Source organism: Achromobacter deleyi (assembly GCF_016127315.1).
GTDB classification, from domain to species: Bacteria; Pseudomonadota; Gammaproteobacteria; order Burkholderiales; family Burkholderiaceae_B; genus Achromobacter; species Achromobacter insuavis_A.
This window is the reverse complement of the sequence record NZ_CP065997.1, coordinates 5,202,992-5,220,079: the sequence shown is the minus strand read 5'-3', so window position 1 is coordinate 5,220,079 and position 17,088 is coordinate 5,202,992. Positions and strand designations below refer to the sequence as shown.

General features: G+C 69.1%; 14 protein-coding genes. 13 read left to right on the top strand and 1 reads right to left on the bottom strand.

From position 1 onward, the window contains the following. Positions 1-22 precede the first annotated feature (22 nt). The 4 genes from I6I07_RS23480 to cysW all read left to right on the top strand — a co-directional run bounded on the left by I6I07_RS23480 (position 23) and on the right by cysW (position 3,949). Entirely contained in the window at positions 23-967 is a 945-nt protein-coding gene (locus I6I07_RS23480; RefSeq protein ID WP_198483935.1) for a LysR family transcriptional regulator, read from the top strand. Positions 968-1,178: 211 nt separating this feature from the next. Further along, complete coding sequence (cysP, locus tag I6I07_RS23475; RefSeq protein ID WP_054430477.1) at positions 1,179-2,195, top strand: thiosulfate ABC transporter substrate-binding protein CysP; 1,017 nt, start codon at positions 1,179-1,181, stop codon at positions 2,193-2,195. Between the two features lie 80 nt (positions 2,196-2,275). After that, a complete protein-coding gene (gene cysT / locus I6I07_RS23470) occupies positions 2,276-3,118 on the top strand; it encodes a sulfate ABC transporter permease subunit CysT (protein WP_198483934.1) in 843 nt (280 codons plus the stop codon). Positions 3,119-3,121: 3 nt separating this feature from the next. Then, positions 3,122-3,949, top strand: coding sequence for a sulfate ABC transporter permease subunit CysW (cysW, locus tag I6I07_RS23465; protein WP_198483933.1), 828 nt, complete (start codon positions 3,122-3,124; stop codon positions 3,947-3,949). A gap of 12 nt (positions 3,950-3,961) precedes the next feature. On the opposite strand, the gene I6I07_RS23460 is transcribed toward cysW, so the two are convergent. Beyond that, positions 3,962-5,290 (bottom strand): LLM class flavin-dependent oxidoreductase, encoded by a 1,329-nt coding sequence (locus tag I6I07_RS23460; RefSeq protein ID WP_198483932.1) that lies wholly within the window; start codon positions 5,288-5,290, stop codon positions 3,962-3,964. A gap of 74 nt (positions 5,291-5,364) precedes the next feature. On the opposite strand from I6I07_RS23460, the gene I6I07_RS23455 reads away from it, so the two are divergent. The 9 genes from I6I07_RS23455 (at position 5,365) to I6I07_RS23415 (ending at position 17,048) form a co-directional block, all read left to right on the top strand. Continuing rightward, positions 5,365-7,302 (top strand): LamG-like jellyroll fold domain-containing protein, encoded by a 1,938-nt coding sequence (locus I6I07_RS23455; protein WP_232625704.1) that lies wholly within the window; start codon positions 5,365-5,367, stop codon positions 7,300-7,302. 121 nt (positions 7,303-7,423) lie between these two features. Continuing rightward, positions 7,424-7,993: a sigma-70 family RNA polymerase sigma factor gene (locus tag I6I07_RS23450; RefSeq protein WP_198483931.1), complete on the top strand. Its 570-nt coding sequence runs from the start codon at positions 7,424-7,426 to the stop codon at positions 7,991-7,993. A gap of 2 nt (positions 7,994-7,995) precedes the next feature. Beyond that, positions 7,996-8,985: a FecR family protein gene (locus I6I07_RS23445; RefSeq protein ID WP_198483930.1), complete on the top strand. Its 990-nt coding sequence runs from the start codon at positions 7,996-7,998 to the stop codon at positions 8,983-8,985. A gap of 98 nt (positions 8,986-9,083) precedes the next feature. Further along, positions 9,084-11,489, top strand: a complete 2,406-nt coding sequence (locus I6I07_RS23440; protein ID WP_198483929.1) for a TonB-dependent siderophore receptor — start codon at positions 9,084-9,086, stop codon at positions 11,487-11,489. Positions 11,490-11,784: 295 nt separating this feature from the next. Then, a complete protein-coding gene (locus I6I07_RS23435) occupies positions 11,785-13,308 on the top strand; it encodes an amidohydrolase family protein (protein ID WP_198483928.1) in 1,524 nt (507 codons plus the stop codon). A gap of 83 nt (positions 13,309-13,391) precedes the next feature. Continuing rightward, positions 13,392-14,486, top strand: coding sequence for an ABC transporter substrate-binding protein (locus I6I07_RS23430; protein ID WP_198483927.1), 1,095 nt, complete (start codon positions 13,392-13,394; stop codon positions 14,484-14,486). A gap of 13 nt (positions 14,487-14,499) precedes the next feature. Continuing rightward, positions 14,500-15,342, top strand: a complete 843-nt coding sequence (locus I6I07_RS23425; protein ID WP_198483926.1) for an ABC transporter permease — start codon at positions 14,500-14,502, stop codon at positions 15,340-15,342. Further along, complete coding sequence (locus I6I07_RS23420; RefSeq protein ID WP_198483925.1) at positions 15,339-16,163, top strand: ABC transporter permease; 825 nt, start codon at positions 15,339-15,341, stop codon at positions 16,161-16,163. The genes I6I07_RS23425 and I6I07_RS23420 overlap by 4 nt, the downstream gene beginning before the upstream one ends. An 18-nt stretch (positions 16,164-16,181) precedes the next feature. Beyond that, a complete protein-coding gene (locus I6I07_RS23415; RefSeq protein WP_198483924.1) occupies positions 16,182-17,048 on the top strand; it encodes an ABC transporter ATP-binding protein in 867 nt (288 codons plus the stop codon). Positions 17,049-17,088: the final 40 nt, after the last annotated feature.

Below are 17,088 nucleotides of genomic sequence, written 5' to 3'. Positions count from 1 at the left end.
CGCCCCATCGGGGTTTGTCCCTATGCGGCTGAACCGCCTGCAGGCGCTGCGCGCCGTGCTCGAGACCGGCAGCGTGACCGAGGCCGCGCACCGCATCCATCGCACCCAGCCGCAGATCAGCCGGCTGATCTCGGCGCTGGAAGACGAAGTCGGCTTTCCGCTGTTCCTGCGCCAGGGGCGCGGCCTGATCCCGACGCAGGAATGCCTGCGCTTCTACGAAGGCACGCGCCATATCCTGGCCGGCTTCGAAGAAGTCTCGCGGATCGCCGACTCGATCCGCAACAAGCAGGACGCGTGGCTGCGCATCCTGACCCAGCCCTACTTCGCCTACAGCGTCACGCCGCGCGCCATCGCCGAATTCGCGCGCAGCCATCCGCACACGCGGGTGTCGCTGGAAGTGCGTTCGCGGGTCGACGTCGGCCTGTGGATGTCCGGCCAGCAATTCGACCTGGGCGTGGCGGCGCTGCCGATCGACTTTCCCGGCATCATCTCGCGCACCTTCGCCCAGGTGCGGCTGGTGATCGCCATGCCCGAGGGCCACCGGCTCGCCGCCAAATCGGTGGTCAGCGCCGAAGACATCCAGGACGAGCCCTTCATCGCGCTGCGCCCGTTCACCCTGCTGCGCCAGCACATCGACGACCTGATGGCCAAGCGCCGGCTACCGCTGCGGCTGGTGATGGAGACCTCGTCCGGGCAATCGGCCTGCCAGCTGGCGGCGCTGGGCATGGGCATCGCGCTGGCCGACCCGATCCTGGCGGCCAACGTGCCCGGCATCGTGCTGCGCGACTTCGAGCCGCGGCTGACCATGCCCTATGGCTTCCTGCTGCCCAGCGCCTTTGCGCCGTCGGAGCAGGCGCGCGAGTTCGCCCGCATGCTGATCCGGCTGGTCAAGGAGATGGCGCCGGAACGAGTCGAGCTGATCGAGCCCGATCCCGCCGAAAGCGACGCGCTGATGGCGTTCCCGTGAGGCCGGCGCGGTCCGCGCCGCGCCCGCGCGCTCGGCGACCCCGCCACATAGCGGAAAGCGCGGACGCGACGCATCGGATACAACGTGCGGCTATGAGTTAAAGGTAATTGAATATTTCCAAACGCCGGCCGGCGTAAGCATCATGCGGTATCGGGGCCTTCCGCCCCGGCCGCGGGTTTCCCGCGTTGCGCCTTTCATCCGGAGAAGCCCTTTGCTCAAACGACTGCTCGCCTCGGCCCTGACGCTGACGGCCCTGGCCGCCAGCGCCGCCCAAGCCCAGCAAGCGCCCCAGGCCCTGCTCAACACCTCCTATGACATCGCGCGCGAGCTGTTCGCCGCCATCAATCCGAAATTCCAGGCCGACTGGAAGGCCAGGACCGGGCAGGATGTCACGATCGAGCAGTCGTTCGCCGGCACCTCGCGCCAGGCGCAGTCGATCATCCAGGGCCTGAAGGCCGACGTGGTGACCTTCAACCAGGTGCCCGACGTCGACATCCTGGCGCAGAACAAGCTGCTGGCCGCCGACTGGCAGAAGAAATTCGGCAACAACAGCTCGCCCTACTACAGCACCATCGCCTTCCTGGTGCGCAAGGGCAATCCCAAGAACATCAAGACCTGGGACGACCTGGTGCGCGACGACGTCAAGCTGGTGTTCCCGAACCCCAAGACCTCGGGCAACGCGCGCTATTCGTACCTGGGCGCCTGGCTCTACGCCAACGAGAAGTTCAAGGGCGATGACGCGCAGACCCGCGCCTTCGTCGGCAAACTGCTCAAGAACGTCGAAAGCTTCCCCACCGGCGGACGCGGCGCGACCGTGGCATTCGCGCAGAACAACCAGGGCGACGCGCTGCTGACCTTCGAATCCGAGGTCAACAACATCGCCAAGGGCGACGAGTTCAAGGCGCAGGGCTTCGAGGTGGTGGTGCCGCCGGTCAGCGTGCTGGCCGAGTTCCCGGTGGCGGTGGTCGACAAGGTGGCCGACGAGAAAGGCACGCGCAAGGTCGCCGAGGCCTATCTGCAGTTCCAGTACTCGCCCGCCATCCAGAAGCTGCTGACCGACTTCAACTACCGGGTGCATGACCCGGAGGCGGTCAAGGCCGCGGCCAGCCGCTTTCCGTCAATCAGGCTGATCAATCCGCAGGACGTGCTGGGCTCGTGGGACCAGATCACCAAGACCCATTTCGCCGCCAACGGCGTGCTCGACCAACTGCTGGGCGCCGGCCGCTGACGCGCCGCGTCGATCCCCGCCTTCCGTCTCGTCAGCCGGCCGCCCGCGAGGGTGGCTGGCGCTTTTACGTTCAGGTCCGCATGTCCACGTTCTTCCGGCAGCATCCCGTCCTGCCCGGCTTCGGCCTCAGTTTCGGCGTCAGCAGCCTGTTCATCACGCTCGTGATCCTGTTGCCGCTGTCGGCCTTGCCGCTCTACAGCAGCCAGATGAGCTGGGGCCAGTACTGGCAGGCCGTCACCGATCCGCGCGTGCTGGCCAGCTACCGCGTCACGCTGCTGGCGGCGATCTATTCGACCGCCGTGGTGCTGGTCATCGGCCTGTTGCTAGCCTGGATCCTGGTGCGCTACCGCTTCCCCGGGCGGGCCCTGCTGGACGCCGCCATCGACCTGCCGTTCGCGCTGCCCACGGCCGTGGCCGGCCTGACCCTCTCCGTGCTGCTGGCGCCGGGCGGCTGGGTCGGCCAATGGTTCGCGCCGCTGGGCATCAAGATTTCGTATGCATTCCCGGGCCTGGTGATCGCCATGATCTTCACCAGCCTGCCGTTCGTGGTGCGCTCGGTGCAGCCGGTGCTGGCCGACATCGGGGCCGAATACGAGGAAGCCGCCCGCACGCTCGGCGCCAGCCCGGGCCAGACCGCCTGGCGCATCCTGCTGCCGGCGCTGGTGCCGGCCCTGTTCACCGGCGGCTCGCAGGCCTTCATCCGCAGCCTGGGCGAGTTCGGCGCGGTGGTCATGATCGCCGGCAACATTCCCTACAAGACCGAGGTGACGTCGTTGATGATCTTCAGCCGCCTGGCCGAATACAACTATCCGGCCGCCGCCGCCATCGCCACCGTGGTGCTGGCGGCCTCCCTGCTGCTGCTGTTCGCCCTGCAGGTGCTGCAGGGCCGCCTGCTGCCGTGGCAGCGCGTGCCGGGAATCTGAGCCATGACGCGCCCTTCTCCCTGGCCGCGCCGCCTGCTGATCGGCGCCGGCCTGCTCGCCGCCCTGCTGTTGCTGGCCTTGCCGCTGGCCCTGATCTTCGCCCGGGTGATCGCCGGCGGCTTCGACGCCCTGCTGCAGAACCTGGGCGCCAGCGACATGCGCGCGGCCATCGGCCTGACCTTGCTGGCCGCGGTGGTCAGCGTGCCCATCAACCTGGTGTTCGGCGTGCTGCTGGCCTGGTGCGTGACGCGCTACGACTTCCGCGGCCGCCGCCTGCTGGTGGCGCTGGTCGATATTCCCTATGCCACCTCGCCGGTGGTGGCCGGGCTGTGCTACCTGGTGGTGTACGGCCTGGAAGGCCTCTTCGGCCGCTGGCTCAGCGGCCACGGCGTGCAGCTGATGTTCGCCTGGCCCGGCATCCTGATGGTGACGGTGTTCGTGACGTCGCCGTTCGTGGCGCGCCTGCTGATCCCGCTGATGCAGGCGCAAGGCCAGGAAGAGGAGCTGGCGGCGCTGACGCTGGGCGCCAACGGCTGGCAGATCTTCCGCCGCGTGACGCTGCCCAACATCAAGTGGGGGCTGCTGTACGGCGCGGTCATCACCAATGCGCGCGCGGTCGGCGAGTTCGGCGCGGTGTCGGTGGTGGCGGGCGCCATCCGCGGCAAGACGCTGACGCTGCCGCTGCTGATCGAACAGCTCAACGACGACTACAAGACCGTCGCGGCCTTCACCGCGGCGGCGCTGCTGGCCTGCATGGCGCTGCTGACGCTGGCGGTGAAGACCTATATGGAGCGGCGCCGGGGCGAGGCCCGTCCCGCGCCGACGCACTGATCGCGGCGCCCGTCACGGCGTGAAATGGCGGTTGGCCGGACGCGGAAGGCCCAGGTTTTCGCGCAGGGTGCGGCCCTCGTACTCGCGCCGGAAGATGCCGCGCCGCTGCAATTCCGGCACGACCTGGCCGACGAAAGCGTCCAGGCCGCCGGGCAGCCACGGGAACATGACGTTGAAGCCGTCGGAGGCCTCGGTCTCCAGCCATTCCTGCATCTGGTCGGCGATGCCCGCGGCGGTGCCGACCATCGCCAACCCGCCATAGCCGCCCAGGCGCTGCGCCAGCTGGCGCACCGTGAGCGATTCGCGCTCGGCCAGGCGCAGCACGCGCTCCTGGCTGCTCTTGCTGGCGTTGGTCTCGGGCAACGGCGGCAGCGGCGCGTCCGGATCGAAGCGCGAGGCGTCGCAGCCCAGCGCGACCGACAGCGAGGCGATCGCGCTTTCGTAGTGCACCAGGCTGTCCAGGCGTGCCCGGATGGCCCGCGCCTCGCCCTCGGTGTCGCCCACCACCACCAGCACGCCGGGCAGGATCTTGAGATGGTCGCGGTCGCGCCCCAAGGCGTCCATGCGCCCCTTGACGTCGGCGTAGAAGCGCTGGCCATCCTCGATCGTGCCGGACGCGGCGAACACCACCTCGGCGGTCTCCGCCGCCAGCTGCCGGCCGGGCTCGGAGGCGCCGGCCTGCACGATCACCGGCCAACCCTGCACCGGCCGCGCGATGTGCAGCGGCCCGCGCACCGACAGGTGTTCGCCGCGGTGATCCAGCGTGCGCAGGCGCGCCGGATCGAAATAGATGCCGCTGTCGGCGTCGCGGATGAAGGCGTCGTCGGCCCAGCTGTCCCACAGGCCCGTGACCACGTCGTAGAACTCGCGGGCGCGGGCATAGCGCCGGGCATGGTCGGGCTGTTCGGTGCGGCCGAAATTGAGCGCGGCGTCGGGATTGGAGGTGGTCACGATGTTCCAGCCGGCGCGCCCCTGGCTCAGGTGGTCGAGCGAGGCGAAGCGCCGCGCCACGTGGAACGGTTCGTCGAAGGTGGTCGACGCGGTCGCCACCAGCCCCAGCCGCTCGGTCGCCTGGCTCAGCGCGGACAGCAGCGTGAACGGCTCGAACGAGGTGGCGGTATGGCTGCGCTTGAGCGCCTCGATCGGCATGTTCAGCAGCGCCAGGTGGTCCGCCATGAAGAACGCGTCGAAGCGCGCCCGTTCCAGCGCCTGGGCGTAGCGCTTGAGGTGCTCGAAGTTGAAATTGGCGTCGCGCTGGGCGCCGGGGTAGCGCCAGGCGCCGGTGTGGATGCTGACGGGGCGCATGAACGCGCCCAGCTTGAGTTGACGTTGCGCTGGCATGACAAGAACCCTGTTTTCGCCGAAACGAAAAAGATAGCGCGCCCCGGCGGCCAGGCGAACCAACCTGGCGCTATATGGCTATAAGCCGCCCGCCGCCCAGGAACATCTCCAGCTTCGCCGTCGCGGTGCTGCCGGACACGCAGTTCTACTCGCGCTATGCCACCGACGCCGAGAACCAGCAGTTCATGCGCAAGTACGGCAGCGAGCCCTACAAGGCCCAGACGCAGTGGGTCGCCGACCACGCCAAGTCGCTCGACATTCCGTTCCTGATCCACCTGGGCGACGTGGTCGACCAGCAAGGCAAGCCCGACCAGTGGACCGTGGCCAGCAAGGCCATGAAGATCCTGGAAGATGCCAAGGTGCCCTACTCGATCCTGGCGGGCAACCACGACGTGATCCTGGATCGCGACTACGTCGACCCCAGCAGCCAGGGCAGCGCCACCGACGCGCAGCGCAACCTGGCCGCGGAACCCTATCTGCAGACTTTCGGTACCGACCGCGCCAGCAAGCAGGCCACCTTCGGCGGGCGCGATCCCAGCGGCTTCCACGAATATCACATCTTCCAGGCCGAGGGCCAGAAGTTCATGGTGCTGTCGCTATCGTGGCGCATTTCCGACGCCGGACTGGCCTGGGCCAACCAGGTGATCCGCGCCAATCCGACGCTGCCGGTGATCCTGGTCAACCACCAGCTGCTCAACATCGACAAGGACGGCGTCACCCCGCTGGAAGTGCCCTACGGCCTGATGCTGTGGGACAAGCTGATCCGCGACAACGACCAGATCTTCATGACGCTGAACGGCCACTACCACGGCGCGGCGCACCTGACCAAGATGAACGCCTTCGGCAATCCGGTCGAGGAAATGGTGGTGGACTACCAGATGGCCTACCAGGGCGGCAACGGCCTGATGCGCCTGTACGAGTTCGACCTGAGCGACAACGAGATCCGCGTGCTGTCGTTCTCGCCGTGGGTGCCGCAAAAGCCCCGGGCCACGCTCAACGCCTTCGACCAGGCGGTGCTGACCGGCGCCAACGAGGAGTTCACCATCAAGATGGACTTCGCCAAGCGTTTCGCCCGCTTCAACAAGGACTTCAAGGCCGCCGCGCCCACGCACACGTCGCTGGTCGAACAGGCGCGCGCCCTGATCCTGGCCAACTACACCGACCCGGCCATCACCACGCAGAAGCCCGCGGCCGACAGCGAGGACTACCCGCAGGTGTCCGGCACGCTGGCGCACTGGCGCTTCTTCGGCGGCGCCGATGGCCAGCCGGTGCCGATGGGCCAGGTGATCCAGGACCGCACCGGCAACAACCCGGTCAGCCGCGCGACGCTGAACATCGACGGCGTGGTCGGCGCGCAACTGGGTGACGTGGTGTGGTCCAACGACCACCACTACCTGTCGGCGGCGCCCGGCTCGGTGCGCTTCCTGAACACCGACAAGAACACCCCGCGCATGAGCTACTTCACCACCGCCACCACGGCCGCGCTGAACGCCGAGACGGTGCCCAACGGCTACACCGTCGAAGCCTTCATCAAGATCGACCGCGACTGGACCGCGCAGAAACATGCGTGGATGAACATCATGACGCGCGACGGCAAGCGCGGCAGCCTGACCGGCTTCAACGGCGGCGACCCCGAATCGCCGCCGCTGCTGTTCGCCATCTCGAGCCTGCGCGAGATCCAGTGGGAAGTGGTGCCCGAGCGCACCGGCGCCCGCGACGCCAAGACCAACTGGTCGGGCGAGATCATCGCCGACAAGTGGATGCACGTGGCCATCGTCAACGACAACACCACCCACGAGACCATCCTGTACGTCGAGGGCGCGCCGGTGCTGCGCAACACCTCGGACGCGCCGGGCCTGGCGACGCTGGCGGCCAACATGCCCTGGGTGATCGGCGCCGGATCGTGGGACGGCGCGCGCGCCGACGGCTTCTTCGGCAGCATCGGCGAAGTGCGGATCGTCGACCATGCCCTGCTGCCGTCGCAGTGGCTGACTTCGCGCCGTAGCACCTGATGCCGGCGGCCCGCTCCGCGCCACGACGGCGCGGAGCGGGGCTTGCCGCGCAATCAGGCAATCGTGTAATTGATAATCGTTATTGTTATACTCGCGGGGGTTTCCGCCCCTCTCCCCCGCCATGAGCTCCGATTCCCGCTCCCCGGACATCCACAGCCTGTACCAGGCGCACCACGGCTGGCTGCGCGGCTGGCTGCTACGCCGGCTCGGCAACGCCTTCGACGCCGCCGACCTGGCGCATGACGCCTTCGCTCGCCTGCTGGCCGCGCCGCGCGCCTTCGACACCCCACAGGGCGCGCGCGCCTACCTGCGCAGCATGGGCAATGGCATGTGCATCGATCTGTGGCGGCGCCAGGAAGTCGAGCGCGCCTGGCTCGATACGCTCGGCACCTGCGCCGGCGCCACCGCGCCGTCGGCGGAGCAGCAGGCCATCATCGTCGAGACCCTGCTGCAGGCCGCGCAGATGCTGCAACAACTGCCGCCCAAGGTCGCGCGGGCCTTCATCCTGGCGCAGGTCGATGGCATGAAGTACCGCGACATCGCCGCCGAACTGGGGGTTTCGGAACGCACCATCAAGAGCTATCTGGCGCGCGCCCTGCTGCACTGCGCGCTGCTGGAGGCGTCATACCAGGCCGCGGCGCAACCCCGGCATTTTCCAGCCTCGTCCTCGCGCGCGCCGGCGGCGTCCTAGCCATGGCCTCGCCCACGCTGCCCGGCGCCCCGCTCGGCGCCGCCGACCACCGCAGCCTGGAGCAGGCCGCCGACTGGTACGTGCGGCTGCACGATGACGCCGCCGACAGCGCCGACTGGCAGCAGTGGCGCGCCTGGCTCGACCGCAGCCCGCGCCACCAGGCCGCCTGGGGCTATATCGAATCCGTCAGCCAGCGCTTCGCGCCGCTGCGCGCCAGCGAACCGCGCGCGGCCTCGGCCGGCCTGCAGGCGGCGCTGGCGCCGCCGCGCCGCCGCCATCTGCGCACGCTGGCGTTGCTGTCCGGCGGGCTGCTGGGCGGCTGGCTGGCCTGGCGTCATACCCCGCTGCGCGACGAACTGCTGGCGCTGGCGGCCGACTACCGCAGCGCCGTCGGACAGGTCCGAGAATGGCGGCTGGCCGATGGCAGCGCGCTGTGGCTGAACACCGGCAGCGCCGTCGACTTCGACGACGGGCCGGCCGAACGCCGCCTGACGCTGCTGCGCGGCGAGATCCTCGTGAACGCCATCGACGCCGCGCGGCCGTTCGTGGTGGCCACTCCCCATGGCCGGCTGCGCACGCGCGCCGCGCGCTTCAACCTGCGGCTGCTGGCGAATGCGGCGCGGCTGGCCGTGTTCGAAGGCACGGTCGAGATCCGCAGCGCCATCCGTGGCGACACGCTGGCGCTGTCCGCCGGCGGCCAGGTCTCGTTCAGCGCCGACGGCATCGGCCGCCCGGACCTCGCCGCCCCCGGCGCCGGCGCCTGGACCCGCGGCATGCTCGTGGCCAATGACATGCGCCTGGCGGATCTGGTGGCCGAGCTGGCGCGCTACCGCCACGGCCACCTGGGCGTGGCGCCCGAGGTCGCCGGCCTGCGCGTGATGGGCACCTATCCGCTGGACGACCCCGACCGCACGCTGCAATTGCTGGCCCGCGCGCTGTCCCTGCGGGTGGAACAGAAGCTGCCCTGGTGGACCACGTTGGCGCCGGCGTGAACGCCGGCCTTCCCTTTTTTCCGTTTCGTTCGATCTGGTAAGTGCGGGACCGCCATTCATCGCCGTCCCGCTCGCCGATGCACGAATACGGAACCGTCATGACACGCGCTTACGCTTTGCCCCCCTCTTCTCCCTCGCCCCAAGGGCTGCGTCCCTGGCTGCTGGCCGCCAGCCTGGCGCTGGCCGGCCTGGCGCCGGCCCTGCCCACGCTGGCCCAGCCCGCGCCCGCCGCGGCCGATGGCCGCCGCGCCTACCAGATCCCCGCCGGCCCCATGACCGAGGCGCTCAATGCCTTCGGCCTGGCGGCGGGCGTGCCGCTCGGCGGCGCGATGCCCTTGACGCAGGGCAAGACCAGCCCGGGCCTGTCCGGCCGCTACACGGTGCCGGAGGCGCTGGCCGCGCTGCTGGCCGGCAGCGGCCTGGCCGCCGCGCGCACGCCGGACGGACAGTATGTGCTGCAGCCGCAGGCGTCGGGGCCGGCCACGCTGGCGCCGATCGCGGTGGTCGGCGCCGCCGCCCGCGACGCGGACGCCTTCGTGGCGCGGGCCAGCGGCAGCGCCTTCAAGAGCGATACCTCGCTGATGGAGACGCCGCGCTCGGTCAGCGTGGTGACCCGCGCGCAGATGGACGCCCGCGGCGCCACCTCGATGATCGAGGCGGTGCGCTATTCGGCCGGCGTCGGCACGGGCAGCGCCGGGTTCGATCCGCGCTTCGACCAGATCTCGATCCGCGGTTTCTCGGTCAACACCACCGGCGACTATCTGGACGGCCTGCGCCAGACGCCGGGCTCTTACGCCTACTTCCGCACCGAGCCCTACGCGCTGGAACGCGTCGACATCGTCAAGGGCCCGATGTCGGTGCTCTACGGCCAGGGCACGCCGGGCGGCATGGTCAACCGGATCTCGAAGCGGCCCGGCCCCGAGCCGGTCCACGAGATCATGCTCCAAGGCATGACCCATGATCGCAAGCAGGCCGCCTTCGACATCGGCGACGACATCAACGAGGCGGGCACGGCGCGCTTTCGCGTGATCGGCCTGATGCGCCGCGGCGAGACCGAACGCATGATCGCCGACGACCGCGACCTGTTCGCGCCGTCGTTCGAGTTCCGCCTGGGCGAGCACACCACGCTGACGCTGCTGGGCCAATACCTGAAGGACGAAACCGACGCCAGCGTCGGCAACTACGTCGAAAACGGCAAGGTCACCAAGATCCGCGTCAGCGATCCGCGCTACGATCACCAGCGCCAGACGCAATACCAGATCGGCTACGAGCTGGAGCATCGCCTGGGCCAGAACGTCACGCTGCGCCAGCAATTGCGCCACGGCCGTATCGACCTGGACGCGCGATATCTGAGCGGCGCCGGCCTGGAGCCGGGTACCCGCCTGCTCAAGCGCAACGCCTGGAGCATCAAAAGCATGGTCAAGAACGTGTCGGTGGATAACAACGCGACCGTGCGGTTCAACACCAGCCAAGTCGCCCACAGCCTGCTGACCGGCTTCGACTACCAGTGGCTGAAATGGAGTCAGGGCAATGGCTATCTGACCGGCTACCCCACGCTGGACCTGGACAATCCCCAGTACGGCAACGTGTCGCGACCGACCTCGCCGACGAACCTTTCATCGTCGTTGCAACGCAATTCACAGCACGGGTTCTACCTGTCCGACCAGGCTTCGGTGGGCAACTGGCGCATGACGCTGGGCGGCCGCTATGACACGCTGCGCCATGACAAACGCAACCTGCTGAACCGCAGCAAGCCCGCCACGGTCAAGTCCGACCATGCCTTCACCTGGCAGGCCGGCGCGCTGTACCTGGCCGACAACGGCCTGGCGCCGTACATGAACTATTCCACCTCGTTCATCCCCAACACCGGCCTTACCCGGACCGGCGAGGTGCTCGACCCGACCCATGGCGAGCAGGTCGAGGCCGGCATCAAGTACCAGCCGCCCGGTTCGCACAGCTATGTGACGCTGGCCGCCTACCGTATCGAGGAAAAGGACGCGGCCCGCGTCGTTCCCGCCCAACCCTGGTCGGAACTGGCTGGCACCATCCGCTCCACCGGCCTCGAACTGGAAAGCCTGGCCGACCTGGAGCGCGGCGTCCAATTGATCGCCAGCTACAGCTACAACCGTGGCGAGGTGATCAAGAGCAACAACCCGGCGGAGATCGGCAAGGTGCCGTCCTACCAGCCGCGCCACCTGGCCAGCCTGTGGCTCGACTACAGACTGCCGCAAGGCCCGCTGGCCGGTCTTGGGCTGGGCGCGGGCGCGCGCTACATCGGCGCCAGCTATGGCGACAAGCTCAACCTCATGCGCAATCCAGCGGCCACGCTGTTCGATGTGTCGGTGAGCTACGAGCCCGGCTACGCGCATCCGGCGCTCAAGGGGTGGCAGGCGCGCCTGAGCGTGCAGAACCTGGCCGACAAGCAGGTGCAGGCTTGCAGCGGCGGCTATTGCTACCTGGGCCAGGGACGGCAGATCGTCGGTTCGGTGCGCTACAAATGGTGAGCCGCCCGGCTAGCCCCCGGGCCAACGGCCTGCATCCCGTCATCCACCTGCTGGACGGCAAAGCGGTATTCGGCGCCTATTGCGACGCGGCCCGATCCGTTCACGCAGACCGTGCGCGAAGCCCGCTCGCTGGCGCGGCGGCTGGCCCGCCCGCCGTGACTGCTGGTTATTTGGTCATGACGCACAACTAAACAACCAATCCTTCGTTGGGCGCCGCGCGGCGCTCCCGTAATGTTTGCCAGGCAAGCAGGGACTTCCCCTGCGCCTCGCGATACGACCCACGGAGAGCGCCAGCATGAACCAGCCTTTGCACCCGAGCCACGCGTCACGGTCCGCCGCCGTCAAGGCGACCCTGGACTACCCGGTGATCGACACCGACGTGCACGTCAACGATTACGCGCCGGTCCTGGAGGACTACGTCCAGCACTACGGCGGCGGCAAGCTGGTGGATGCGCTGCGCAAGGCGCTGGGCTCGCGCTTCGCCACCAAGAGCGGCGGCAAGGACTGGTACCAGCAGACGCCGGCCGAGCGCCAGGACAACCGCACCCTGCGCTCGCCCTGGTGGGCGCGGGTCACGCGCAACACGCTGGACCTGGCCACCTATACCCTGCCCGAGCTGCTCAACGAGCGCCTGGCCGAGCAAGGCGCGGACTACTCCGTGCTGTTCCCCAACGACGTGCTGGCGCCGCTGGCCGCGGGCGACGAGTTCCGCCAGCCGCTGCACCGCGCCATCAACCACTTCCATGCCGACCAGTACCGCAAGTACAGCGACCGCCTGACGCCGGTGGCCGGCATCCCGCTGAACACCCCGCAGGAAGGCATCGAGGAGCTTGAGTTCGCGGTCAAGACCCTGGGGCTGAAGGTCATCAACATCGCCGGCGGCGTGAAGCGGCCGATCAAGGCGATCGCGCGCAAGTATCCCGCCGCCGACTATCCCGAGATCGCCAAGCACGCCAGTTATATCGATTTCTATGGCATCGACAGCGAGTACGACTACGACCCGTTCTGGGCCAAGGTGGTCGAGCTGGGCGTGCCGGTCACCACGCACTACGGCAGCCAGGGCTGGACCGGCCGCCATTCCATCAGCAACTACATGTTCAACCACATCGGCCACTTCGCCGATGGCTCGCAGGCCTTCGCCAAGGCGCTGTTCTTCGGCGGCGTCACGCGGCGCTTCCCGAACCTGCGCGTGGCGCTGCTGGAAGGCGGCGCCGATTGGGGCTCGCACGTCTACACCCATCTGGTGGACCGCTGGGAAAAGCGCAACCGCGCCGCGGTGCAGAACTACAACCCGGCCAACGCCGACGTGGCGCTGCTGCACGAGCTGTTTCAGCGCTATGGCGCCGACTTCATCCGCGGCCGCGACATCGACCCGCAGCAGTTGCTGCGCGACAGCCTGGGCATCTCGGCCCTGCCGCATAGCCGCGACCCGCATCCGGACGAGCTGGACGACTTCGCCGCCGCCGGCATCGAATCGGTCGAGGACATTCGCAAGCGCTGGGTCGACAGTTTCTACTTCGGCTCGGAGTCCGACGACCGCACCGTGGCGGCGGCCTTCAACGACAAGGTCAATCCGCTCGGCGTGAAGATCAACGCCATCTGGTCCTCGGACATCGGCCACTGGGACGTGCCCGACCTGACCGCGCCGCTGGCCGAAAGCTGGGACCTGGTCGAACAGGGCGTGATCAGCGCGCAAGACTTCAAGGCGCTGGTGTTCGGCAACCCCTACCGCTTCTACACCGAGGCCAATCCGGCCTTCTTCCAGGGCACCGCCATCGAACGCAAGCTCGCCGCCACCCCGGCCCGCGCCGCGGCCTGATCCACGCCGGCCTGTTGCTGCCGTTGTCCGCCGCCGGCGTCGCGCCGGCGGGTTGCCCGTTTCCTTTCTGAACGAGTCTTTCCATGAAGTCATTGATGAACCTGAGCAAACACGTTGCCGCGCTGGGCCTGGTGGCCCTGGCGGCGTTGAGCGGCAGCGCCCGGGCCGCCGACGTCATCCGCGTCGGCGTGGCCACCGCCGGCGGCGGCGACCCGATCACCTGGGGCGGCTCGCCGGGCGGCGTGGTGCGCGTCAACCAGTGGCTGGAGCAGGCCTTCGCCGCCGACGGCGTCAAGGTCGAGTGGCTGTTCTTCAAGGGCGCCGGCCCGGCCGTCAACGAGGCGCTGTCGAACAAGCAGATCGACTTCGCCTACCAGGGCGACCTGCCGCAGGTGGTGGGCCGCGCCAACGGCCTGAAGACCAAGCTGCTGCTGGTCAGCGGCGCGCGCAACAACCTGTACCTGGTGGCCCCACCGAATTCCCCGCTCAAGTCCATCGAGGACCTGAAGGACCGCAAGGTGTCGATCTTCCGCGGCACCAACGGCCACCTGGTGGCGATCAACGTGCTGGCCGCGCACGGCCTGGCCGAGCGCGACATCAAGGGGGTGAACCTGGACGCGGGCAGCGCCCAGGCCGCGCTGGTGTCCAACGGCGTGGACGCGGCCTTCGGCGGCTACGAATGGTTCAAGGTGCGCGACCAGGGCCTGGCCAAGGTCATCTACAGCACCCAGGGCCAGGACCCCGCCTACACCCGCCAGGCGTCGCTGCTGGTGCGCGAGGACTTCGAGCGCGAGAACCCCGCCCAGGTGCAGAAGGTGGTGGACGTGTTCGTGCGCGCCGCGCAATGGTCGTCCGACGAGAAGAACCGCGACGCCCTGTTCAAGATCTGGGAAAAGAGCGGCGTGCCCTACGCCTCGTGGGCGGCCGAGTTCGACAAGCAGGACCTGGCCGCGCGCAATTCGCCGCTGATCGACGACTTCATCATCGCCCGCTACAAGGCGGTGGTGGCCGACGCCGCCAAGCTCAAGCTGATCCGCCGCGAGGTCTCGCTGGACGGCTGGTTCGATCCGCGCTATCTGCAGAACGCGCTCAAGGCGCAGGGGCTGGAGCGCTACTGGACCGCCTTCGACGCTGCCGGCAAGCCGGTCGCCGGACCGGCCCAGGCCGCCGCGCGCTGACCGGAGCGCCGCCATGGCCTTGCCTTCCCTCTCTTCCTCCGCCCTGCCGCGCCTGGCCCCGGCGCCGGCCTGGGCGCGCCAGGCGGCCTGGACCGCCGCGCCCTGGCTGCTGCCGCTGGCCTTGCTGACGTTGTGGCAGACCGGCGCCAGCCAGGGCTGGATCTCGCCACAGGTGCTGCCGCCGCCGGCCTTCGTCTGGGACACCCTGCGCGACCTGGCCACCAGCGGCGACCTGTGGCTCAACACCCGCGCCAGCCTGCAGCGGGTGCTGGTCGGCTTCGCGCTGGGCAGCCTGCTGGGGCTGCTGCTGGGCACGGCCATGGGCCTGTCTCGCCGGCTCGAGGCCTACGTGCTGCCGACCTTCAACGCGCTGGTGCAGATCCCGGTGCTGGCCTGGCTGCCGTTCGTGCTGCTGATCGTCGGCATCGGCGAGCCGCTGAAGTACATCCTGATCGCCAAGGCGGCGCTGGTGCCGGTCACGCTCAACACCCTGCAGGGCTTTCGCCAGGCCAGCCCGGCGCTGCGCGAAGTGGCGCGGGTCTATGGCTACAGCCGGCGCCAGGAGGTGCTGGAGGTGGTCGTGCCGCTGGCATTGCCGACGCTGTTCACCGGCCTGCGGCTGGGCTTCACCAAGGCCTGGCTGTCGCTGGTGGTGGTCGAACTGGTGGCCTCCAGCGAAGGCCTGGGCTATCTGATCGTCTACGGCCGCCAGCTGTTCCAGCTGGACCTGGTGATGGCCGCGGTGATCGTGGTGGGCGCCATCGGCTACGCCATCGACCGGCTGCTGGACTGGGCCGAGACCCGCCTGATCCACGGCCGCCGCGGCGCCGCCACGGCCCCGCAGGTGCAACCATGAGCGCGCCGACGCCTGTCTCGCGCGACGCGGCCGAGCTGGCGCTGTCGCAACCGCTGGCCGTGCGCGGCGGCGGCCGCTGGCGCGGCCTGGCGCTGCCGGTGGCGGCGATCGCGCTGTGGTGGCTGCTGGCCCGCGCCGACCTGGTGAACTCGGCCCTGCTGGTCTCGCCCGGCAAGGTGCTGGCCACCGCGGCCGACCAGATCGTCGGCGGCAAGCTGTGGCGCGCGCTGGGCGCCAGCCTGGGCCGCGAGCTGACCGGGTTCGCCATCGGCACCGTTTCGGGCCTGGTGTTGGGGGTGCTGCTGGGCCTGTCGCCGCTGTTCAACCGGCTGGTCGGTCCCAGCTTCAACACCTTCAAGCAGATCTCGCTGTTCGCCTGGATTCCGCTGATCTCGGTGTGGTTCGGGCTGGGCGACACCGCCAAGGTGGTGTTCCTGTCGCTGGCGGCGCTGGTGCCGGTGGTGGTCAACACCTGCGACGGCGTGCGCAACGCGCCGCCCAAGCTGCTGGAGGTGGCGCGGGTGTACGGCTACAGCCGCTGGCAGACCTTCGCCCAGGTGGTGCTGCCGGCCGCCGCGCCCGCCATCTTCACCGGCGTCTACCTGGCGCTGATCTATTCCTGGCTGGCCACCATCGGCGCCGAATACCTGCTGGTGGCGGGCGTCGGCATCGGCAACCTGCTGATCGAGGGCAGCGAACATTTCCAGATGGACCTGGTGATCTTCGGCATGTTCGTGGTCGGGGTGATCGGCTGGCTCATGAATGCCCTGGCCCGCGTGGCCGAACGCCGGCTCGCGCGCCTGCGCGGGCAGGACCAATAACCGCAGGAAGACTCAAGCATGGCTCAACATTCTTCGCTGGACCTGTCGCTGCAGGCGGTCGGCAAGCGCTATCCCAGCGCCCAGGCCGAAGGCGGCGTGCTGCAGGTGCTCACAGGCGTGGACCTGGACATTCCCGCCGGCCAGTTCGTTTCCATCGTCGGCGCCAGCGGCTGCGGCAAGTCCACCCTGCTGCGCCTGATCCTGGGGCTGGACGATACCTATGAGGGCGCCATCACGCTGGGTGGCGAGCCGGTGCGCGGCACCGGGCCGGAACGCGGCATCGTGTTCCAGGACCACCGCCTGTTCCCGTGGCTGACGGTGGCGCAGAACATCGCCGTGGGGCTGCGCAACGCCGCCATTTCCAGCGCCGAAAAGCGTGACCGCGTGGCCGAGCACGTCGCCCTGGTCGGGCTGGAGGGCTTCGAACAGTCGTACCCGCACCAGATCTCCGGCGGCATGGCGCAGCGCGTGGCGATCGCCCGCGGCTTGGTCAACCGGCCACGCGTGCTGCTGCTGGACGAACCCTTTGGCGCGCTCGACGCGCTGACCCGCGCGCGCCTGCAGGCCGAACTGCAGCGCATCTGGCAGAAGGAGCGCATCACCATGATCCTGGTGACGCACGACGTCGAGGAAGCGGTCTACCTGGGCGACCGGGTGGTCATCATGCAGCCGCGCCCGGGGCGCATCCGCCGCATCGTCGACGTGCCGCTGCCGCATGCCCGCAACCGCAGCGACCCGCGCTTCATCAAGCTGCGCGACGACGTGCTGTCCGACTTCCTGGAGCCGGACGGCGCGCCCGCCGACGACAGCCCGCCGCTGGGCGTGGACGCCACCGCCGGCGTGCCCGCATTGCCCTCGCTGGCCTCGCTGCGCATGGCCTGGTGAGGTTCCCGTTCCGATCCCCGGCAGCGTTGCCGGCCACCCC